This window comes from Afipia clevelandensis ATCC 49720 (assembly GCF_000336555.1).
GTDB classification, from domain to species: domain Bacteria; phylum Pseudomonadota; class Alphaproteobacteria; order Rhizobiales; family Xanthobacteraceae; genus Afipia; species Afipia clevelandensis.
This window is the reverse complement of record NZ_KB375281.1, coordinates 257,837-278,476: the sequence shown is the minus strand read 5'-3', so window position 1 is coordinate 278,476 and position 20,640 is coordinate 257,837. Positions and strand designations below refer to the sequence as shown.

The following is a 20,640-nucleotide window of genomic DNA, read 5'->3' as shown; positions in this document are numbered from 1 at the left end:
GCTTCCTTATTCCTTCACCGCACCCGTCATCGCCGAGACGTAGTGCTCGACAAAGAATGCGTAGAGGATGACCAGCGGGAGCGAGCCGACCAGCGCGCCCGCCATCAGCGATCCCCACTTGTAAATATCGCCATCGACGAATTCGTTAACGATAGCCACCGGGACCGTCTTGTTCGGTGTGGAGGCAAGGAATGTCAGCGCGTAGATGAATTCGTTCCAGCACAGCGTGAAGCAGAAGATGAATGCCGAGATCAGCCCTGGCACCGCGAGCGGCAGTACAATCTTGGTCAAAATCTGCCAGCGGCTGGCGCCGTCGATCAGCGCGCATTCCTCCAGTTCATAGGGGATGGTCTTGAAGTATCCCATCAGCAGCCATGTCGAGAACGGAATCAGCAGCGTGGGATAGACCAGGATCAGCGACAGCGGCGAGTCGAACAGCCCGTAGGAATGGATCACCGATGCCAGCGGGATAAAGAGAATGGACGGCGGCACGAGGTAGGCCAGAAAGATCATCGCGCTGACCGTCTCCGCGCCTTTGAAGCGCAGGCGCACGATGGCATAAGCGGCCAGCACGCTCGCAACGATCGAAAGAAACGTTGCCGCCGCGGCCACATACATCGTGTTCCACAGCCAGCGCGGATACTCCGTCTCGAACAGCAGCTTGTGAATATGCTTGAAGGTCGGCTTCACAACCCAGAACGGGTTGTAGGTCTCCATGTCGATGAGCTGTTCGTCCGGTTTGATGGATGTCAGCGCCATCCAGTAAAACGGGAACAGCAGGATCACCACCAGAATGAAGAGCGGAATGTAGAGCGTGACGATCTTGCGCGGCAAGCTCTCCAGATAGCTCATGCCCTCGCTGTTATCGGTCACGGCTTGCGTGGTGGCGACAGGCGGATGCGCTGCATGATCAGTCATTGTCGGATCCTTGCTGCCACTTGCGGCGCGCGCGCGGGGCTTGCCCTGTTCGCGCAGGAATAAAGCTGCAACGTCTCGGCCCGATCAGTCATTGTCGGATCCCTGCTGCCACTTGCGGCGCTGCATGCCGAACCATGAGATGGTGATCGCCGCGAGCAGGAACGGGATCATCGCGGTCGCGACCGCGGCGCCCTCGCCCAACCGTCCACTCAGAATGCCACGCTGATAACTGAGCGTCGCCATCAGATGCGTCGCGTTCACCGGACCGCCACGGGTCAGCGCCCAGATCAACTGGAAGTCGGTGAATGTGAACAGCACCGAGAAGGTCATCACCACGGCGATGATCGGCGTCAGCAGCGGATATGTGATGTAGCGGAAGCGTTGCCAGTTGCTGGCGCCATCGAGCGTCGCCGCTTCATAAAGCGATGGCGAAACGGTCTGCAATCCCGCCAGCAGCGTGATGGCGACGAACGGCACGCCGCGCCAGATATTCGCGATGATGACGCTGATGCGCGCCCAGGTCGAGTCGCCGAGGAAATTGATGTTCTGGTGGATCAAGCCCATTTTGGTGAGCGACCACGAGATGATCGAGAACTGCGAGTCGTAAATCCACCAGAATGCGATGGCCGACAATACCGTCGGCACGATGAAGGGGATCAGCACAGCGGCCCGGATCATCGCCTTGAACGGCATGTTGCGGTTGAGCAGCAACGCGAGATAAAGCCCGAGCGCGAATTTGATGACGCTGGCGACAATCGTGTAAAGCAACGTGTTGAACACCGACAGCCAGAACACGCCGTCGTCCCAGAGCCACTCGTAGTTTTCAAGGCCGATGAACTGACCGGGCCGCCCGATACGGACATCCGTAAAGCTCATCCAGATGCCGAGGCCCAGCGGATAAGCCAGGAACAGCAGCAGGAATGCTGCCGCCGGCAGCATGAACCAGAGTGCAACCCAGTTGCGGTTCGCACTCAGCCGCTGCCAGAGCGACTGCGTGCTGACATAGGCCTGCTGTTTGGGCATCGACGCCGGTATCGTGCTCATTAGACCCAACCTTCTGGGATCAGAACCTTCCACGCGCTTGACGACAGTATAGCTGTTGTCCTGCCGGAAGATGCGCGCGTGTCATCACGAAACAGAGACACCGGCGCGGGATGGTTCCGCGCCGGTGCCGGTATCGGTCAGCGATACAGACGCTTGGCCTGACGCTCTGCGAAGGCGATCGAGCCCTTAAGGTCTTCGCGGCCGGTGCAGTAATTCGCGAACATGTCGACGACCAGGAAGTCGGCAATCGCCGCCGCCGCGTTCTCGCCGAGCGTGCCGAGACCGCCGGGCGTCAGCGTGCGCTTGGCGACATCGCGGTACACGGTGTTCTTCGGATCCGAGGTCCAGACCGGATTGTTGTCGTAACCGTTGAGGAACGGCGACAGATAACCCGATGCGGACACCAGCCATGGATTGAACTGGTCCGCTTCCATCATGAACGCGGTGAGTGCCTTGCACGCCTGCGGATACTTCGTGAAGTTGAAGGTCATCATCGTGAAGGGCAGATGCAGTTCGGTCGGCTTGCCGGCCGGGCCGATCGGCATATAGGCGTGGTTCATGTCCTCGGCGATGTTCTTCGCTTCGCGCTTGGCGGTCACGTAAACGGAGATGCCGTTACAGGTGACGTGAAGCTGACCGGCGAGGAACGCCTTGTTGTTCGACGAGTCGTTCCACGACGCCGTGCCGGGAATGAAGTTGTCATAAAGCGCCTTGACATATTCCAGCGCCTTGGCGGTTTCCGGCGAATTGATGATGACCTTGTCGTTCTTGTCGACGAGATAGCCGCCGTGGGTCCAGAGTGCCCAGTGCAGCCAGGTGTTGGCGTCGCCAGAAGCATGGCCGATGGCCATGCCGGCCGGGGTGCCGTTCTTGTTGAGGGCCTTGACCAGTTCGAGGAAGCCTGCGGTGTCCTTCGGGAATTCCTTGAAGCCCGCCTTCTCGCATGAACTGATGCGATAATTCATCAGCGCGCCGGTCGCGGCGACCGGAATGCCGATCCACTTGCCGGCCTTGTTCTTGCCGTAGGCATTGGCCGAGTCGGCCCAGCCGCCATACTTCTTGCCGAGATAGTCCGCCACATCGGTGACGTCCACGCACTTGGTCGGCAACAGATGCGGCAGCGAATAGAGCCCCCACACCATGTCGAGGCCCTGCCCGGTGTTCGCGGCAACCGAGGCCTTCGGCTGGATATCGTCGTAGGATTCGTTGGAGACGTTGACTTCAACGCCGGTCGCCTTGGTGAAGGCCGCGATGATGTCCATGAACGCCTTGTCTTCGGCTTCCACGAAACGCTTCCAGCGCAGCAGATTGATCTTGGCGCCCTTTTCCGGCTTCCACTGGGTGGTCTGCGCCCAGGCCTTGGCGAAGCCGAGCAACTGATCGGTGGTCAGCGTCGCGGCGCCTGCGAGCACCGATGCGCCGCCTTTCAGCAATGCGCGGCGATTTGGTGTGAACTTGTCCATTATCTCATCTCCCTGTTGTACCGGCTCTTGATTCGTCTGGCCGGCTGTTGGCAATGATTTGGCAGCTTTTATTTGGGCATGATCTTTTCCGAAAACCGGTTCCCGCTTTTCGGGATCATGCCCTAGTTGATCAGTCGCTTTCCGCTCTCCTTGTCGAAGACATGGGCTGCCGCCGGATTTGGCCGCAGCCGGATTTTGTCACCAGGCTTCACCGGACGGCGATCGCGAATGACCGCGATCAAATCCTGCTGGCCAATGCGCGCGACGATCTGGGTTTCAGATCCCGTCGGCTCCACCACAATGACATCGGCTTCGATGCCATCGTCAGCAAATTCCAGATGCTCCGGGCGAATGCCGTAGACCACCGGCTTGCCATCGAGCCCGGTGCGCGATGCCATCAGCGGCAGCTTGCTGCCGTTTGCCGTCTCGACATGCGGGCTGTTGCTACCCACCAGCTTTCCTTCAAGAAAATTCATCGCCGGCGAGCCGATGAAACCCGCGACGAACTTGTTGTCCGGATGATCGTACAGCTCGAGCGGCGAGCCCATCTGCTCGACAATTCCGTCCTGCATCACGACGATCTTGTCGGCCATGGTCATGGCTTCGATCTGGTCGTGGGTCACGTAAACGGTCGTGGTCTTGAGCCGCTGATGCAACTCCTTGATCTCGGTGCGCATCGCGACGCGCAGCTTGGCGTCCAGGTTCGACAGCGGTTCGTCGAACAGGAACACTTGCGGATCGCGCACTATCGCGCGGCCCATGGCGACGCGCTGACGCTGCCCGCCCGAGAGCTGACGCGGATAGCGCTCCAGCAAGGGAGTCAGCGCGAGGATGTCAGCGGCCCGGCGCACATGCGTGTCGATCTCGGCCTGCGGCGTGTTCCGCAGCTTGAGCGAGAAGCCCATGTTCTTGGCGACGGTCATATGCGGATACAGCGCGTAATTCTGGAACACCATGGCGATGTCCCGCTCCTTGGGCTGAACATCGTTGACCACACGGTCCCCGATCGAAATCGTACCGGACGTGATCCGCTCCAGACCTGCCAGCATCCGCAGCAGGGTCGACTTGCCGCATCCTGAAGGACCGACCAGAACGACGAACTCGCCATCCTCGATCGGAACGGTCACGCCGTGCAGAACCTCAAATCCGCCGAACGATTTTCGCACGTCGTGAATATGCACAGACGCCATGCAGTCTTTCCTCCTCTGTCGTCCCGGCGTCGTCCGGCGAAAGCCGTCGCTGCTCTGTTTTCTGCTTTGTGGCGCATTGTCCGCAGTTTAAACCTCATTAGCAATCGATTGGTAGCGCTGTCAATAATTCTTTGATTGGTGAACTTCGTGTGATATGAGCGCGGCATGGCACGGAAACGCGCGAAGTCTGGCAAAATCCGCCTCACCGAGGTCGCCAAGTTGGCGGGCGTGAGCCAGATCACGGCATCGCGATTTTTCCGAAACCCGGAAGCGCTTTCGATCGGCAAACGCGAGCGCGTGGCAAGCGCGGCGAAAGAACTTGGTTACGTGCCCAATCTCGCGGCGCGCGCTCTTGCTTCGCACCGCACCGAAGTCATCGGTGTCCTGATCCCGTCACTGACCAACAATGTGTTCTCCGACGTGTTGCGCGGCATCTACGATGCCTCGGAAGGCAGCCGTTACAGCATCCAGTTCGTGAACACGCGCTACAGCATCCTTCAGGAAGAGAAACTGTTGCGTCTATTCCAGGCTCAGATGCCGGCCGGCATGATCGTGACCGGGATCAATCAAACCCCGGAATCACGTTTGGTGATGGAGGCGATGAACTGCCCCATCGTTCAGATCATGGAAACCGGTCCCGACCCGGTCGACATGATGGTCGGATTTTCGCATTATGACGCTGCTTTTGCAGCGATTTCGCATCTTATTGCGCAAGGCTACAAACGCATCGGATTTCTCGGCGCGCGCATGGACCCGCGCGTGCAGCGCAGACTCGAAGGCTACCGCGATGCAATGAAGGCGGCCGGGCTGTTCGATCAGCGCTTGCTGCTGACCACGCCCGTGCCGACAGCCGTGACGCGCGGCGGCACGCTGTTCGCCGACCTCCTCGCCAGCGCGCCGGATATCGACGCCGTTTTCTGTGTCAATGACGACCTCGCGCTGGGCGTTCTGTTCGAGTGCCAACGCCGCCACATTCCAGTTCCCGACAAGATGGCGATTGTGGGCTTCAACGATCTGGAATTCATGGCGTCGACGGTCCCGCCTCTGACGAGCGTGCGCACCAATCGCTACGAAATGGGGAAAAGAGCAGTCACAATGCTGACCTCCGCAATCGAAGGAGAGCGCCCCTCGGAGCCGGTCGTCGATCTCGGGTTTGAACTGATGGTCCGGCAAAGTTCAATGGCGCGCGGAAACTGATTGCGACGACATCGAATTCGTGCGGCAAAAAAATGGTAGCGCTGTCTTTTTTGCTGGCTTAAGGTCGAAATGACGACATAACAGCCCGAAGGTGCGGTGCGGGAGAGAGCAATGACAAAAAACGCCAACGACAACACGCAGAGCGGCGCTCGCCGCAAGCTCCGTTCTCAATTGTGGTTCGATAATCCCGACAATCCTGGCATGACGGCGCTGTATCTGGAGCGCTATCTGAACTACGGCCTCACGCGCAAGGAGCTGCAGTCCGGCAAGCCGATCATCGGGATCGCGCAAACCGGCAACGATCTGTCGCCCTGCAACCGGCATCACATCGAACTGGCGCAGCGCGTCCGCGAAGGCATTCGCGAAGCCGGCGGCATCGCGATGGAATTTCCGACCCATCCGATTCAGGAAACCGGCAAGCGCCCGACCGCCGCGCTGGACCGCAACCTCGCCTACCTTGGCCTGGTCGAGATCCTGTTCGGTTATCCGCTGGACGGCGTGGTGCTGACCACCGGCTGCGACAAGACCACCCCGGCCTGCATGATGGCGGCGGCGACCGTCAACATTCCGGCGATCGTGCTGTCGGGCGGACCGATGCTGAACGGCTGGTTCAATGGCGAACGCACCGGCTCCGGCACCGTGGTGTGGAAATCGCGCGAGGAAATGGCCGCTGGCAAGATCGACTACGACGAATTTATGGATATCGTGGCGTCAAGCGCGCCATCCGTCGGGCACTGCAACACCATGGGCACCGCCTCGACCATGAATTCGCTGGCGGAAGCCCTCGGCTTCTCGCTGCCTGGCTGCGCCGCGATCCCCGCGCCTTACCGCGAACGCGGCCAGATCGCATATGAAACCGGCAAGCGCGCCGTGGAGATGGTGTGGGAAGACCTCAAGCCGTCCGACTTCCTGACGCGAAAGGCCTTCGAGAACTGCATCGTGGTCAACTCGGCCATCGGCGGCTCGACCAACGCGCCGATCCACATCAACGCGCTGGCCCGCCATATCGGTGTCGACCTGACCATCGAGGACTGGCAGAAATTCGGCCATGACGTCCCGCTGCTGGTCAACATGCAGCCGGCGGGTTTCTATCTTGGCGAAGAATATCACCGCGCCGGCGGCGTCCCTGCCGTGGTACGCGAACTGATGAAGCACAAGCGCATTCACGAGGATGCGCTCACCGTCAATGGCAAGACCATGGGCGAGAACTGCAAGAGCGCTGCCGCGCCCGACAGCGATGTGATCCGCACCTACGACAAGCCGCTGGTGAAGGATGCAGGCTTTATCGTGCTGCGCGGCAATCTGTTCGATTCGGCGATCATGAAGACCAGCGTGATCTCGAAGGAATTCCGCGACCGCTACCTCTCCAACCCGAAGGATCCGGACGCATTCGAAGGCCGCGCCATCGTGTTCGAGGGACCGGAGGATTATCACCACCGCATTGACGACGAATCCCTGAAGATCGATGAGCACTGCATGCTGTTCGTGCGCGGCGTCGGTCCGATCGGTTATCCCGGTGGCGCGGAAGTGGTGAACATGCAGCCGCCCGCTGCCCTCATCAAGAAAGGCATAACGTCGCTGCCCTGCATCGGCGACGGCCGCCAGTCCGGCACGTCGGGATCGCCGTCGATCCTGAACGCTTCGCCGGAAGCCGCCGCCAACGGCGGACTCGCGATTCTGCGAACCGGCGACCGGGTGCGCATCGACCTCAACAAGGGCGAGGCCAACATCCTGATTTCAGATGCCGAGGTGAAGCAGCGTCATGCCGATTTGATGGCGAAGGGCGGCTTCCCCTATCCGAAGAACCAGACGCCGTGGCAGGAGCTTTATCGCGACACGGTGGGCCAGCAATCGACCGGAGCATGCCTCGAACTCGCGACCCGTTATCGCAACATCGCCGGCACCATCGGCGTCGCGCGCGATAACCACTAACGCAGGGCTTTGACATGGCTGACCGACTGAAAGGCAAGCGTGCCTTTATCACCGCAGGCGCAGCCGGCATAGGCCGCGCTTGTGCCCTCGCCTTCACCCGCGAAGGCGCAACCGTGATTGCAACCGACATCGACGAAGCCGGGCTGGCTTCACTGAAGAAGGAAAGCGTGGCGGACATTCACAAACTCGATGTCCGCGACACCGCCGCAGTCGAGGCGATGGCGAAGAAGGTCGGCAAGGTGGACATCCTGCTCAACGCCGCAGGTTTCGTTCACAACGGCACCGTGCTGGACTGCTCCGATGCCGACTGGGACTTTTCGTTCGACCTCAACGTCAAGTCCATGCATCGGACTATCAAGGCGTTTCTGCCTTTGATGCTGGAGGGCGGCGGCGGCTCGATCGTCAACATTTCCTCCGCTGCCGGCGTATTCAAGGCAGCCCCCAACCGCTACGTCTACAGTGCGACGAAGGCCGCTGTCGCCGCCCTGACCCGCGCGGTCGCGGTGGACTTCATCACCAAGGGCATCCGCTGCAACGCCATCTGCCCCGGCACCATCGAAACACCCTCGATGCTCGGGCGGGCAGCGGCCCTCGGGGCGGGCGGACGCGACATGTTCGTCAGCCGTCAGCCGATGGGACGGCTCGGCACCGCTGAGGAAATCGCGGCGCTCGCGGTTTATCTCGCCAGCGATGAGAGCGCCTTCACCACCGGCGTGGCTCATATCATCGACGGCGGCTGGACGTTGTGAAACTTCTCCCTCTCCCCGCTCGCGGGGAGAGGGTGGGGGTGAGGGGCAACCTTCACCAAGGATTGCACGCTCGCCCCTCACCCGGCGCTGCGCGCCGACTCTCCCCGTAAACGGGGAGAGGTGAAAAAGCGCCAATGACAACAATCAGGAGACACGCCTTGAACATGATCGACCTCAACGGACGGTTCGCCATCGTCACCGGAGGCGCGCAGGGCTTTGGCCGCGCCATCACCGAACGCTTCGTGGCTTCCGGCGCGAAGGTCGCGATCTGGGATTTCGATCAGGCACTGGCGGATAAAACAGCGAAAGAGATCGGCCCGGCGGTGAGCGTTCTGAAAGTCGATGTCACCGATCCGGCTGCGGTCGAAGCTGCGAAAGACGCGACGCTGAAGGCTTTCGGCCGGATCGACATCCTGGTCAACAACGCCGGCATCGCGGGCGTGAACAAGACCGTCGCCGACCTGTCCTACGATGAGTGGCGACAGGTGATGAAGATCAACCTCGACGGCCCCTTTATCTGCTGCAAGGCCGTCGTGCCCGGAATGATGAAGAACAATTATGGACGCATCATCAACATCGCTTCCATCGCGGGCAAGGAAGGCAACCCCAACGCCTCGCACTATTCGGCCTCAAAGGCCGGTGTGATTGCACTGACCAAATCGCTCGGCAAGGAACTGGCGGGCACCGACATTGCGGTCAACGCCGTGACTCCGGCGGCAGCCAAGACCGCGATTTTCGACCAGATGACCCAGCAGCACATCGACTTCATGCTGTCGAAAATTCCGCGCGGACGCTTTTTGAAAGTGGAGGAGCTGGCGTCGCTTGTCGCATGGATGGCGTCGGAAGAATGCCTCTACACCACCGGCGCGGTGTTCGACATTTCCGGCGGCCGCGCGACCTACTGAGGATGTCCGTCATCCTGAGGTGCGAGCGCTTGCGAGCCTCGAAGGATGACGCGCAAGGATCGCCGTCGCCCTTCGAGGCCTCCGCTTTGCTTCGGCACCTCAGGGTGACGGCACGCTGTGTCCTAACCTAATCCGGATCGGACTCGTGTCCATGCAAATACCCCTTCACCTTGGGGTCGGGCATCAGGATCGCCGCGAGCAACGCAAGAGCGCACATCACCGTCACGTACCAGAAGAAATCCGATTCGATCCCGTGATCCTTGAACCATAGTGCGACGTATTCGGCCGTGCCGCCGAACCCTGCATTGGCGATGGCGTAGGCGAAGCCGACACTGAGCGCCCTCACCTCCGGCGGGAACATCTCCGCTTTCACAACACCGCTGATCGAGGTGTAGAGTGACACAATCGCCAGCGCGGCGACAATGAGCACATAGGCGATGTACGGACTTTTCACGCTACCGATCGCCTGCATCAACGGAACGACGGTCAGGACCGTCAGCAGGCCGAACAGGCGCATCTGGGTACGGCGCCCGATCCGGTCCGACAGCGCGCCGAACGGCGGCTGCATGATCATGTAAGTAAACAGCACCGCGCTCATGACGACATTTACCGTGCGGTGATCCATATGCGCGGTGTTGACCAGATACTTCTGCATGTAGGTCGTGAACGTGTAGAAAATCAGTGATCCGCCTGCCGTATAGCCGAGCACCAACAGGAACGGCTTGAGATGATGCGTAAAGACATTGCGCAGCGTGCCCGCACCCTCCCGCGAGCGGCTTTTCGCCGATGACGTTTCATGAAGCGACATCCGCAGATACAGCGCGACAATGGCGCAGAGTGCGCCGATCAGGAACGGAATGCGCCAGCCCCACGCTCGCAACTCCGCATCCGTCAGTGAGAGCTGGACGACCAGCACGACAAGCGACGCGAGCAACTGGCCGCCGATCAGTGTGACATACTGGAACGAGGCATAGAACCCGCGTTTTCCGGGAAGCGAAACCTCGCTCATGTAGGTCGCCGTCGTGCCGTATTCGCCGCCGACCGAAAGTCCCTGCACCATGCGTGCCAGCAGCAGCAGGATCGGCGCGGCGACGCCGATGGTCTCATGGGTGGGCAGCAGTCCGATGGCGAGCGAGCCGCCGCACATCATCAGGATGGACGTGACCATGGATGTCTTGCGGCCATATCTGTCGGCGATGGTGCCGAAGATATAGCCGCCAATGGGCCGCATCAGGAAGCCGATAGCAAACACCGCCGCGGTCTGAAGCAACTGCGTGGTCTGGTTGCCAGCCGGAAAAAACGCATGGGCGAAGTAAAGCGCCGTGAAGGCGTAGGCGTAGAAGTCGTACCACTCGACCAGATTTCCGGACGAACTTCCGACAATAGCCCAGATCCGGCGACGGCGATCCGCGTGTTCCTCTGCCGTCAACGCCACGGTGCTCATTCACGCCTCCGTCAGAAGAAAACGAACGCGCGATCTTTGTCAGATTTTCCCTTGATGTCCAGCGGCACCGTCGCGCCCCATGAAATCAAAATCACAGCCTTGGTCCGCCTGCGTGATGGTTTCATGAAAGAGATGGGCATAGCCGCGCGCGGCCCATTCGGGTGTGTGCGGTTTTGGCAGTGCCCGCTGGCGCAGCGTGAGTTCGACCTCGTCAACCAGCAGGTCGATGCGCCGTTTTGAAACATCCAGCCGGATCATGTCGCCGGTCTGAACCAGCGCCAGCGGGCCTCCGACGGCCGATTCCGGCGTGATATGCAGCACGATGGTTCCGAACGCGGTGCCGCTCATGCGCGCATCGGAAATCCGCACCATGTCCTTCACACCGGCGCGAAGCAGTTTTTGCGGGATCGGCAGATAGCCTGCCTCCGGCATGCCTGGCGCGCCCTTGGGTCCCGCATTGCGCAGCACCAGCACATCGTTCGCCGTGACATCCAGATTCGGATCGTCGACGCGCTGCGTCATGTCCTCGACCGACTCGAACACAATTGCCCGGCCAGTATGTTGCAGCAATTTCGCGGTCGCGGCTGACTGTTTGATGACTGCGCCGCGCGGCGCTAGATTGCCGTGGAGGACAGCCATCGCGCCTTCGCGATTGATCGGATTGTTGCGCGGGCGGATGGCATCCTGTCCCGGCACCTCCTCCGCATGGGCGACGATCTCGCGCAGCGTCTGCCCCGTGATGGATTTCTGATCGAGATCCATCAGATCGCCGAGTTCCTTCATCAGCTTGGGCACGCCGCCCGCGTGATGGAAATGCTCCATGTAATGCGCACCGGACGGCTTCAGGTCGATCAGCACCGGCACTTCACGCCCGAGCTTGTCGAAAGCCTCGAGGTCGATGCGATGCGGTGTGCGATTTGCGATGGCCGTCAGATGGATCAGCCCGTTGGTCGAGCCGCCGATGGCCTGCAGCACCACCTGCGCATTGCGGAACGCGGCAGGCGTCAGCAACTCGCTCGGGCGCGGGCCGCCGGTCACAGCCATTTCGGCGGCGCGCTTGCCGCTATGCTCGGCGGAACGCACGCGCTCGGAATGCGGTGCTGGAATGGTCGCGCTCATCGGCAGCGACAGGCCCAGCGCTTCGGTGACACAGGCCATCGTGCTGGCCGTACCCATCACCATGCAGGTGCCGACCGACGGCGCGAGCCGGCCATTGACCGCCTCGATCTCCTGCGCGTCAATCTCACCCGCGCGATACTTGCCCCACATCCGGCGGCAATCCGTGCAGGCGCCGAGCACTTCGCCCTTGTGATGGCCAACGACCATTGGCCCCACCGGAATGACGACCGTTGGCAAATCGGCGCTGACAGCGGCCATGATCTGCGCGGGCAGCGTCTTGTCACAGCCACCGATCACGACAATCGCGTCCATCGGCTGGGCGCGGATCATCTCCTCGGTATCCATCGCCATCAGGTTGCGCAGATACATCGAGGTTGGATACGAAAAGCTCTCGGCGATGGAGATGGTCGGAAACACCATCGGCATCGCGCCCGCCAGCATCACGCCGCGCTTCACCGCCTCGATGAGCTGCGGGACGTTGCCGTGGCAGGGATTGTAGTCGCTGTAGGTGTTGGTAATGCCGACGATGGGGCGCTCCAGCGCGTCGTCGGAATAGCCCATCGCCTTGATGAAGGCCTTGCGCAGGAACAGCGAAAATCCCGGATCGCCGTAACTGGTCAGCCCCTTCTTGAGACCTTTGGTCATTTGTCTTTCCGTCGCCTTGATATGCGGCGGCACATTAGAAGCATTTCAGGAGCGTGGCAAAGCACTCACGCCGGCAGCGGCCGTGAGGTCGCCAGCCGGACCACATCCAGATAGCCGGGCGCGACCTCAACCCGGTCGATCAGCCCCTTCTCGGTCAAAAGGCGATGCGCCTCCTCCAGCCGGTAGCAAGGCAGATACATGAACAGGTGGTGCTCGGCGTGATAATTCACCCAGTATGGCGCGATCAGCACGCGCTCGATCAGGTTGGCGTGGGTGGTCCGCGCATGGCTGAACGGGTCTGCGCCTGTCGATGTGCAGGCGTGCTCGGCGATGTTGCGGACCCGCGTCACAAAAGGAAACCATGTCGCCATCGCAACAATCCAGACACCGAAGAACCAGATGCCCGCTCCAGCCAGCCAGAACAGGCCAAGCAGCAGCGCGTTGACGCCAAGAAACCGCTGCATGGCGATCCGCCCGCTGGTCAGGAAGTTTTCTGTCTCTTCGTCGCGCATCGCGTCCGTCAGTACCGGATCGCGGCGAGCGAACAGCGCTTTGAACGATGGCGTCCGCTGCTTGACGAATGTCTGCGCGGTGAGATCGCGAAAGGCCTTGCGGTAAAAACTGTCCTTCGAGATCGGGAACGGTGCAGACAGGCCGAGATCGGGATCTTCCGGCTGCTGCGTGAACCGGTGATGCTTGAGGTGATAGGCGCGATATCCCGCCAGCGACGCGCCGACCGGTACTGCGCACAGCCAGTTGCCGACGAACTCGTTGATCTTTTGATTCGCGTGCAGGCCGCCATGGGCGGCTTCATGCATCAGGATCGCAAGGCCAAGCTGCCGGGTGCCGACGATTATCACCGCGATCAGCCAGGTCAGCGGATTCGGCCAGATGGTTACCAGCACAACGGCGGCGGCAATGGTGCCCCAGCAGTGCACGACCAGCCACATGCCCCGCCATGAGTCGCGCGCAGTCAGCCGCGCCCATTCCTCGGCGGTGAAGATCGTTTTGGGGTCGACACGTTCGACGGCTGGCATATCCGGTTCCCGCTTTACCTACATCGTAGCGCCTAATACCCACGGCGCAAATTCCGCAGCGCCGAAATCGAACGCCTCGCTCTTGGTCTGCTCCCCGGAGGCCACCCGCAGGATCAGGTCGAAAATACGCTGACCGCACTGCTGCACGGTCTCGTCCCCGTCCAGAATGGTTCCGCAGTTCACGTCCATGTCGTCTTCCATGCGGCGATACATCGGGGTGTTGGTCGCGAGCTTGATAGAGGGCGACGGTTTGCAGCCGAACACGCTGCCGCGTCCCGTGGTGAAGCAGACGAGGTTCGCTCCGCCTGCCACCTGCCCCGTGGCGGCGACCGGGTCGAAGCCCGGCGTATCCATGAAGGTGAAGCCCTTCCGGGTCACTGGCTCGGCATAGCCAACGACATCGACAAGATTGGTGCTGCCCGCCTTGGCCATCGCACCGAGGGATTTTTCCAGAATGGTGGTGAGGCCGCCCGCCTTATTGCCGGGGCTTGGATTGGAATCCATCTCCGCGCCGTTGCGCCGGGTGTAATCCTCCCACCAGCGCATCAGGGCGACCAGCTTTTCGCCGACCTCGGGACTGACTGCACGGCGGGTCAAGAGATGTTCCGCGCCATAGGTCTCCGGCGTCTCCGACAGGATCACCGACCCGCCGTGCCGCACCAGCAGATCGCTGGCCGCACCGAGCGCCGGATTGGCCGACACGCCGGAATAGCCGTCCGAGCCGCCGCACTGAAGCGCGACCGTCAATTCGCTCGCGGGACATGGCTCGCGTTTCACATTGTTGGATTCCGCGAGCACCTCGCGCACAAAGGCGACCGCTTTCTCCACGGTTTTACGCGAACCGCCGACATCCTGGATGTCCAGCGCGCGCAGCCGCCCCGCCAGCCGCTGCTCTTCGAGGAATCCGCCGATCTGGTTCATCTCGCAGCCGAGGCCGAGAATGATGACATGCGAGAAATTGACGTGGCGCGCATAGCCGCCGAGCGTGCGGCGAAGCACCGTCAGCGGCTCGAGCTGGGTCATGCCGCAGCCGGTCTTGTGGGTCAGCGCGACGACACCGTCGACATTGGGATAGTCGGCGAGCGGATCGTGGCCAGAAAATGGATTGCGCTTGAAGACGTCGGCGACAAGACCGGCAACATGAGCGCTGCAATTCACCGAGGTAAGAATGCCGATGTAATTGCGGGTCGCCACACGGCCATCAGGACGGCGGATGCCGTTGAAGGTCGCCGGCAGATCGAAATTCGGCGTCGGCTTCACGTCGACGCCATAGGCATAGTCCTTCGAGAACTCGCCCATGCCGATATTCTGCACATGGACATGCTGCCCCGGCGCGATCCCTTTGGTCGCAAAGCCGATGATCTGACCGTAGCGCATCACCGGCTCACCAACCGCAATCGGCTTCACCGCCACCTTGTGCCCGGCAGGAATGCGCTCGCTTGCTGTGACTCCCGGCGCCACCTCGGCACCGGGCAACAGCGCCGCCCGCGCAATCACCACGCTGTCATCGGGATGAAGACGGATCACGGGTGTCGGGGCCATGGCTATTGTCCTTGTTTTGTCTCTGGCGTGTCTTTCACCTCGCCCCGTTTACGGGGAGAGGCGAAGAAAACGCCACTAACAACTCACGCCTTGCCGCCGGAATTCTTCCGCGTCTCAGCGATATGGCTTTTGGCCGACATGGCCAGCAGGCCGCTGTCGTTCAGGATTGTCACCAGCTTGAAGCCGCGCTGAATGGCGAGGGTCGCCCCCGCATGTCCGCTGCAGTGAATCCCGGGATAGATGCCGCGCTGTTCGCAGGCTTTCACGATCTTCTCGTAGATCGCGATGATCTCCGGCTCGGTGCGGTCGAGGGTCGGATGCAGGCCATAGGAAAAGCCGAGATCGGACGGGCCGATATAGACGCCAGAAATTCCCTTCACATCCAAAATCGATTCAAGATTCTCGACCGCGGTCTTGGTCTCGATCATCGGAATGCAGAGCGTCTCTTCATTCGCGGTCTGCTGATAGGTTCCCGCCGAGCCGTACATCATGGCGCGGATCGGGCCGTTGCTGCGGGTGCCGCGCGGCGGATACTTTGCGGCGGCGACAAAACGCTCCGCCTCCTCTTTTGTGTTGATCATCGGGCAGATCACGCCATAGGCCCCTCCGTCGAGCACCTTGCCGATGATGCCAGGTTCGTTCCACGGCACGCGCACCATCGGCGTCACCGGATGCGCCTGCATCGCCTGGAAGCAATGGATCATCGACTGATAATCCTGCACGCCGTGCTGCATATCCACGGTGACGCTGTCGAAACCGCACTGCGCCATCACCTCGGCGGAAAAGCCCGACGGGATCGCCAGCCAGCCGTTCACCACGACCTTGCCCGCAGCCCAGATATCCTTGACCTTGTTTGCCATTTTCTCAATTCCCGTTTCTGTTCTGATTGTTGCTTGGTTTGGGCGCGGGTCATGCATGAGCTGCCCCTCCGGTCAAACCCGATCCTCAACCTACCCGGTTGCGTTGGCAATGGCGTCTTCGCCGATTCCGAGCGAACGAGCCGTGGCCGCAATGGAATTCCAGGTCTCTTCCGTGAGCGGCACGCCATTCTTGGTGCGCTCGGCCCGTGTCGCCGCTTCCGGTTCGCCCGGGATCAGCACCGCGTCGTGGCCCTGCGCCAGCTTGCTGTCCTTGAAGTAGGCGATGTAGCGGGCGACTTCACCATCGAAGAAATGCGCGGGATCCACGACCTTCGGGTCGATGAAAATCGCCAGCATGCCATTGGAGAAGCGCCGGTCGGTCTTTGTCGCGCCGTTGCCGGTCAGAGCGCCGCCAAGCAGTTCGCACATCAGCGCGAGGCCCGACCCCTTGTGCTCGCCGAACGCGCGGATTGCGCCGGTCCCGAGGGCATGATTCCGTGGCCCCTCGGCGTCGTAAGGCCCATAGAGAACATGCGGGTCTTCGGTCAGAGCGCCGCTTTCATCGACCAGCGCGCCCTTGGGCAATTTCTTGCCGCCACGGCTTGCCACCATCACCTTGCCTTCGGCGACGATCGAGGTTGCGAAATCCAGCACCACGGGCCCCTGTCCCGGCCGCGGAATGCCGACGCAGTACGGCGCAGTGGAGAGCTTGCGTCCGACGCCGCCATAAGGCGCAACGAGCACCGATCCTGCGGCGTTGACGAAAAAGATCGAGATCAATCCTTCCGCCGCCGCCATTTCAGCCCAATCGCCGACCCGGCCGAGATGACCGGAATTCTTCAGCGTCATCACAGCGACGCCATTCGTTTTGCACTTCTCAATGCCGATCTTCACCGCTTGCGGCGTGACGGTCTGTCCATAGCCGAAGCCGCCGTCGATTACCGCCAGCGATGGCGTATCAACTTCGATCTTGATCTTCTGGTCCGGGATGATGGAGCCATCCTGCACCCAGGCGACATATTTCGGCACGCGGATGACGCCGTGACTGTCATGGCCTGTGAGGTTTGCCGTCGTCAGATAAGTGGCGATGCGATCCGCCTCCGCCTGCGAAGAGCCGGCGCGGGAGAAAATCTGGGAGACGAAGCCGATGAGCTTCTGGGAGTTTATAGTGACCATTTAGACAGTTGCCTTGGTATGGCCGCCTAGATACGCGGCTCTGATTGCTTCGTTGCCCCACAAATCGTCAGGTTTGCCGCCGAGGGCGAGGCGGCCAGTCTCCAGCACGTAGCCGTAGTCAGCGACGGACAATCCCATTCGCGCATTTTGCTCGACAAGTAAAACGGTCGTTTCCTTGCGGATTTCGGCGATGATACGGAACACCGCCTGCACGATCACCGGCGCGAGACCGAGCGACGGCTCGTCCAGCAGCAAGAGGCGCGGCTTGGCCATCAGGCCGCGCGCGACCGCGACCATCTGCAATTGCCCGCCCGACAGCGTCCAGCCGAGCTTGTCCGAAAACGCGCGAATGTCCGGGAACAGATCGAACATCGCATCCGCCTCGCGGGAAAGCTGCGCCTTCGCGACCCTGCGGTTCGACGCGCCCAGCATGATGTTCTCTTTAACCGTGAGACCGGGGAACACCCGCCGCCCTTCCGGCACATGCGAGATGCCGAGGCGAACGATGGCCTCCGGCCCCATCCCGACAATGGATTTGCCGTCGAACAGGATTTCGCCGGCGGCAGGCTTTGCGAGGCCGGATATGGCGCGCAGCGTGGTGGATTTTCCCGCGCCGTTGGAGCCGAGCAGCGTCACCACCTGCCCGGCGTCGACCTTCAGCGACACGCCGCGCAACGCTTCGATCTCGCCGTACAGCACGATCAGATCGTTGATCTCGAGCAGCGCCATTTCTCACTCCGTCCCGAGATATGCGGAAATGACATCGGGATGCTGCAGCACCGCCAGAGATTCACCATCGGCAATGCGCTTGCCGAAGTTGAGCACTGTGATGTGCTGCGCCGCTTCGCGCACCAGCGTCATGTCGTGGTCGATAATCAGGATGGTCAGCCCCTGCGCCGCGATCCGCTTCAGCAGGTCATGCAGATCGACCTTCTCGCTGGAGTTCAGGCCGGCGGCGGGTTCATCGAGCAGCAGCAGCGTCGGATTGCCCGCGAGCGCGCGGGCGATCTCGATCAGGCGCTGATGGCCATAGGAGAAGCTGGAGACCAGTTCGTTCGCGCGTCCGCCAAGACCAACGAACGTGAGCGCCGACATCGCGCGCTGTGTCAGCGCGTCCTGCCCGCCCTCGCCGACCAATGTGTTGCCCGGACGCTCCGCGCCGATCACCACGTTTTCGAGCGCCGTCATGGATCGGAACAGCCGGATGTTCTGGAACGTCCGGCCGAGACCCGAGGCCGTACGCTGATGCGCCGGCATGTCGGTCACATCGGTGCCGTCCAGCACGATTTTTCCGGCGGTGGTCTTGTAGAGACCCGAGAGCATGTTGAGCGTGGTGGTCTTGCCGGATCCGTTCGGCCCGATCAGCGCGTGCACGCTGCCCCGCTTCACCGCCAGATCGACCTTGTCGACCGCTTTCAGGCCGCCGAAATGTTTCGACAGGCCGGTCACCTCAAGCACCATGTCGCCGCCGGTCCTGGCCGGGACAAGCTGCAGCGCGGGGCTGGCAATCTCAGGCGCCGCCTTGGCCCGCCACCTAGTGATCAGTTCCTGAACGAAGCCCCAGATGCCGTCCGGCATGAAGCGCACGATCAGGATCACGAACAGGCCGTAAATGGCGAGATAAAGCCCCGGAATGCTTTTGAGAAACCGCAGCCACTCCGGGATGAGGATCAGAAGACCCGTCCCGATCGCCGCGCCGATGGGAGAAGCGACACCGCCGAGCAGAGCCATGGTCAGGAACACGATCGACTCGGCGAAGGAAAACTGGTCCGGGCTGACATAGGAAAAGCCGCCCGCGAACAGCCCACCGCCGATGCCCCCGAGCAAAGCGCAGAGCGCGAACGCCGCGACCTTGGTCCGGAAAATGTCGATGCCGGCCACGCCCGCTGCGAGTTCATTGTCGCGAACCGCGCGCATGGCGCGGCCCATCCGCGTATCGGGCAGACGCCAGACGATGTAACCAATCACTGCGAGCGCTGCGACGCAGAACGCCAGGAATGATTGCTGCGACTGGAATAGCGCGGGCCGCCCGATTTTCGAGATGCCGTCCGGGCCGCGCGTCAGCCAGATCGCATTGATCATCACCAGCGTCACGATCTGCTGGAACGAGATCGTCACCATGGCAAGGTAGTGGCCGCCGAGCTTGAGCGTGCTCATGCCGAGCAGTGCGCCCGCCGCCAGTGCGAGCAGCGCTCCTCCGACAAGGCAAATCCAGAAATTGACCTGATAGTCCGCTGTGCCGAGGCCAACGACATAGGCGCCAAGGCCGAAGAACGCGGCCTGCGCCAGATTGATCTGCCCGCACAGACCGAGCACCACCGAGAGCCCGAACACCGCAATCGAGAACGTCGTCGCCTGCATCAGAATGTTGAGGGCATAGCCATCAAAATGCATCGTTGCCGCGGCGGTCACGGCAATCGCGGCCGCGACGAAGTATGGCAGATGACGCAGAATTTGCGGCGTCGAACGCGCCGGAACGGCGGCGGGCATGTTTTCGCTGTTCACGCTCATGCTTTTTCCGCCACTCGTTCGCCGAAGATGCCTTGCGGACGGAAAACCAGAAACGCGATCAGCACCAGGAATGCGAACGCGTCCTTGTACGGCACCGAGACATAGGCGGCACCGAAGGTCTCGATGATACCGAGCGCGATGCCGCCGATGATCGCGCCGGTGACGTCGCCGAAGCCGCCGATGATCGTTGCGGCGAAAGCCTTCAGCGCGATGGTCGCCCCCATCTGGATCGAGACGAACAGGATCGGCGCCACCAGAATGCCGGCAAGTCCGCCCAGCACCGCCGAGTAGATGAAGGTGATCATGATCATGCTGGAAACGGAAATGCCGAGCAGCGACGCCATCTCCTTGTCCTGCGAGGTGGCCTGCAGCTTCTTGCCGAGCATGGTGTGCTCGAAGAACCAGTAGTTCAGCACGACAAGAACGAGCGTGACCGCGATAATCAGCAAATACTGGCTGTCGAGATAAACCGGTCCGAGCTGAATGCCCGGCGTCTCGAACCAGCCTTCCAGAACCTGCGGCGCGGGGCCGTAGATCGCCAGAACCGAATTGGCGAGAAATATCGACGCGCCGATGGTGGCGATAATTACCGGGAGGAAGCTGCGATGACGCAGCGGGTAGTAGACCCCGAGATTGAAGATCACGCCAAACAGCGCCATCCCGCCGAGCGAGATCAGGAACGACAGCCAGTACGGCCATTGCAGATCGACGGCGAACACCACCATCAGGAACGCCGCCACCATGGAAAACTCGCCCTGCGCGAAGTTCACCACATTGGTGGCGCGGAAAATCAGCACAAAGCCCAGCGCCACCAGCGCATAGACCGAGCCGATCCCGACGCCGGTAAAGAGCAACTGAAGAATCTGATCCATGAGAGGCTCGATGCAAGACAGAGGTGAGTTGCCATT

General features: G+C 61.4%; 17 protein-coding genes. 4 read left to right on the top strand and 13 right to left on the bottom strand.

Going from position 1 to position 20,640, the window contains the following annotated elements; translation table 11 throughout:
• Positions 1 to 6: 6 nt before the first annotated feature.
• From HMPREF9696_RS01210 to HMPREF9696_RS01195, 4 genes are all read right to left on the bottom strand, one after another.
• Positions 7 to 918, bottom strand: a complete 912-nt coding sequence (locus HMPREF9696_RS01210; RefSeq protein ID WP_002711110.1) for a carbohydrate ABC transporter permease — start codon at positions 916 to 918, stop codon at positions 7 to 9.
• Positions 919 to 1,002: 84 nt separating this feature from the next.
• Complete coding sequence (locus tag HMPREF9696_RS01205) at positions 1,003 to 1,962, bottom strand: carbohydrate ABC transporter permease (protein WP_002711109.1); 960 nt, start codon at positions 1,960 to 1,962, stop codon at positions 1,003 to 1,005.
• A 137-nt stretch (positions 1,963 to 2,099) separates the two neighbouring features.
• Positions 2,100 to 3,425 (bottom strand): ABC transporter substrate-binding protein, encoded by a 1,326-nt coding sequence (locus tag HMPREF9696_RS01200; protein ID WP_002711108.1) that lies wholly within the window; start codon positions 3,423 to 3,425, stop codon positions 2,100 to 2,102.
• 122 nt (positions 3,426 to 3,547) lie between these two features.
• Positions 3,548 to 4,615: an ABC transporter ATP-binding protein gene (locus tag HMPREF9696_RS01195; RefSeq protein ID WP_002711107.1), complete on the bottom strand. Its 1,068-nt coding sequence runs from the start codon at positions 4,613 to 4,615 to the stop codon at positions 3,548 to 3,550.
• A 165-nt stretch (positions 4,616 to 4,780) separates the two neighbouring features.
• On the opposite strand from HMPREF9696_RS01195, the gene gntR reads away from it, so the two are divergent.
• The 4 genes from gntR (at position 4,781) to HMPREF9696_RS01175 (ending at position 9,398) form a co-directional block, all read left to right on the top strand.
• On the top strand, positions 4,781 to 5,812 hold the full coding sequence (gene gntR, locus HMPREF9696_RS01190; RefSeq protein ID WP_002711106.1) for an HTH-type transcriptional regulator GntR: 1,032 nt from the start codon (positions 4,781 to 4,783) through the stop codon (positions 5,810 to 5,812).
• A 111-nt stretch (positions 5,813 to 5,923) separates the two neighbouring features.
• Positions 5,924 to 7,744 (top strand): IlvD/Edd family dehydratase, encoded by a 1,821-nt coding sequence (locus tag HMPREF9696_RS01185; protein WP_002711105.1) that lies wholly within the window; start codon positions 5,924 to 5,926, stop codon positions 7,742 to 7,744.
• A gap of 14 nt (positions 7,745 to 7,758) precedes the next feature.
• Positions 7,759 to 8,493, top strand: coding sequence for an SDR family oxidoreductase (locus tag HMPREF9696_RS01180; protein ID WP_002711104.1), 735 nt, complete (start codon positions 7,759 to 7,761; stop codon positions 8,491 to 8,493).
• Between the two features lie 158 nt (positions 8,494 to 8,651).
• A complete protein-coding gene (locus HMPREF9696_RS01175) occupies positions 8,652 to 9,398 on the top strand; it encodes an SDR family NAD(P)-dependent oxidoreductase (protein ID WP_040301053.1) in 747 nt (248 codons plus the stop codon).
• Between the two features lie 127 nt (positions 9,399 to 9,525).
• Here the strand turns inward: HMPREF9696_RS01175 and HMPREF9696_RS01170 are convergent, their stop codons facing one another.
• The 9 genes from HMPREF9696_RS01170 to HMPREF9696_RS01130 form a co-directional block, all read right to left on the bottom strand.
• A complete protein-coding gene (locus HMPREF9696_RS01170; protein WP_002711102.1) occupies positions 9,526 to 10,842 on the bottom strand; it encodes an MFS family transporter in 1,317 nt (438 codons plus the stop codon).
• 39 nt (positions 10,843 to 10,881) lie between these two features.
• On the bottom strand, positions 10,882 to 12,606 hold the full coding sequence (locus HMPREF9696_RS01165; protein WP_002711101.1) for an IlvD/Edd family dehydratase: 1,725 nt from the start codon (positions 12,604 to 12,606) through the stop codon (positions 10,882 to 10,884).
• 65 nt (positions 12,607 to 12,671) lie between these two features.
• On the bottom strand, positions 12,672 to 13,643 hold the full coding sequence (locus HMPREF9696_RS01160; RefSeq protein ID WP_002711100.1) for a fatty acid desaturase family protein: 972 nt from the start codon (positions 13,641 to 13,643) through the stop codon (positions 12,672 to 12,674).
• Between the two features lie 18 nt (positions 13,644 to 13,661).
• On the bottom strand, positions 13,662 to 15,185 hold the full coding sequence (locus HMPREF9696_RS01155) for a UxaA family hydrolase (protein ID WP_002711099.1): 1,524 nt from the start codon (positions 15,183 to 15,185) through the stop codon (positions 13,662 to 13,664).
• Between the two features lie 83 nt (positions 15,186 to 15,268).
• Positions 15,269 to 16,045: an HpcH/HpaI aldolase family protein gene (locus tag HMPREF9696_RS01150; RefSeq protein ID WP_009735766.1), complete on the bottom strand. Its 777-nt coding sequence runs from the start codon at positions 16,043 to 16,045 to the stop codon at positions 15,269 to 15,271.
• Between the two features lie 90 nt (positions 16,046 to 16,135).
• Positions 16,136 to 17,221 (bottom strand): malate/lactate/ureidoglycolate dehydrogenase, encoded by a 1,086-nt coding sequence (locus HMPREF9696_RS01145; RefSeq protein WP_002711097.1) that lies wholly within the window; start codon positions 17,219 to 17,221, stop codon positions 16,136 to 16,138.
• Positions 17,222 to 17,950: an ABC transporter ATP-binding protein gene (locus HMPREF9696_RS01140; protein WP_002711096.1), complete on the bottom strand. Its 729-nt coding sequence runs from the start codon at positions 17,948 to 17,950 to the stop codon at positions 17,222 to 17,224.
• 3 nt (positions 17,951 to 17,953) lie between these two features.
• The gene (locus HMPREF9696_RS01135) at positions 17,954 to 19,732 is read right to left on the bottom strand and encodes a branched-chain amino acid ABC transporter ATP-binding protein/permease (protein ID WP_002711095.1); all 1,779 of its coding nucleotides are present in this window, start codon (positions 19,730 to 19,732) and stop codon (positions 17,954 to 17,956) included.
• Positions 19,729 to 20,604 (bottom strand): branched-chain amino acid ABC transporter permease, encoded by an 876-nt coding sequence (locus tag HMPREF9696_RS01130; protein WP_002711094.1) that lies wholly within the window; start codon positions 20,602 to 20,604, stop codon positions 19,729 to 19,731. Before HMPREF9696_RS01130 ends, HMPREF9696_RS01135 begins: the two co-directional genes overlap by 4 nt.
• Positions 20,605 to 20,640 lie beyond the last annotated feature (36 nt).

Coding starts and splice junctions, on each gene's coding strand:
- HMPREF9696_RS01210 (WP_002711110.1), bottom strand. CDS start 918: ATGACTGATCATGCAGCGCATCCGCCTGTCGCCACCACGCAAGCCGTG.
- HMPREF9696_RS01205 (WP_002711109.1), bottom strand. CDS start 1,962: ATGAGCACGATACCGGCGTCGATGCCCAAACAGCAGGCCTATGTCAGC.
- HMPREF9696_RS01200 (WP_002711108.1), bottom strand. CDS start 3,425: ATGGACAAGTTCACACCAAATCGCCGCGCATTGCTGAAAGGCGGCGCA.
- HMPREF9696_RS01195 (WP_002711107.1), bottom strand. CDS start 4,615: ATGGCGTCTGTGCATATTCACGACGTGCGAAAATCGTTCGGCGGATTT.
- gntR (WP_002711106.1), top strand. CDS start 4,781: ATGGCACGGAAACGCGCGAAGTCTGGCAAAATCCGCCTCACCGAGGTC.
- HMPREF9696_RS01185 (WP_002711105.1), top strand. CDS start 5,924: ATGACAAAAAACGCCAACGACAACACGCAGAGCGGCGCTCGCCGCAAG.
- HMPREF9696_RS01180 (WP_002711104.1), top strand. CDS start 7,759: ATGGCTGACCGACTGAAAGGCAAGCGTGCCTTTATCACCGCAGGCGCA.
- HMPREF9696_RS01170 (WP_002711102.1), bottom strand. CDS start 10,842: ATGAGCACCGTGGCGTTGACGGCAGAGGAACACGCGGATCGCCGTCGC.
- HMPREF9696_RS01165 (WP_002711101.1), bottom strand. CDS start 12,606: ATGACCAAAGGTCTCAAGAAGGGGCTGACCAGTTACGGCGATCCGGGA.
- HMPREF9696_RS01160 (WP_002711100.1), bottom strand. CDS start 13,643: ATGCCAGCCGTCGAACGTGTCGACCCCAAAACGATCTTCACCGCCGAG.
- HMPREF9696_RS01155 (WP_002711099.1), bottom strand. CDS start 15,185: ATGGCCCCGACACCCGTGATCCGTCTTCATCCCGATGACAGCGTGGTG.
- HMPREF9696_RS01150 (WP_009735766.1), bottom strand. CDS start 16,045: ATGGCAAACAAGGTCAAGGATATCTGGGCTGCGGGCAAGGTCGTGGTG.
- HMPREF9696_RS01145 (WP_002711097.1), bottom strand. CDS start 17,221: ATGGTCACTATAAACTCCCAGAAGCTCATCGGCTTCGTCTCCCAGATT.
- HMPREF9696_RS01140 (WP_002711096.1), bottom strand. CDS start 17,950: ATGGCGCTGCTCGAGATCAACGATCTGATCGTGCTGTACGGCGAGATC.
- HMPREF9696_RS01135 (WP_002711095.1), bottom strand. CDS start 19,732: ATGAGCGTGAACAGCGAAAACATGCCCGCCGCCGTTCCGGCGCGTTCG.
- HMPREF9696_RS01130 (WP_002711094.1), bottom strand. CDS start 20,604: ATGGATCAGATTCTTCAGTTGCTCTTTACCGGCGTCGGGATCGGCTCG.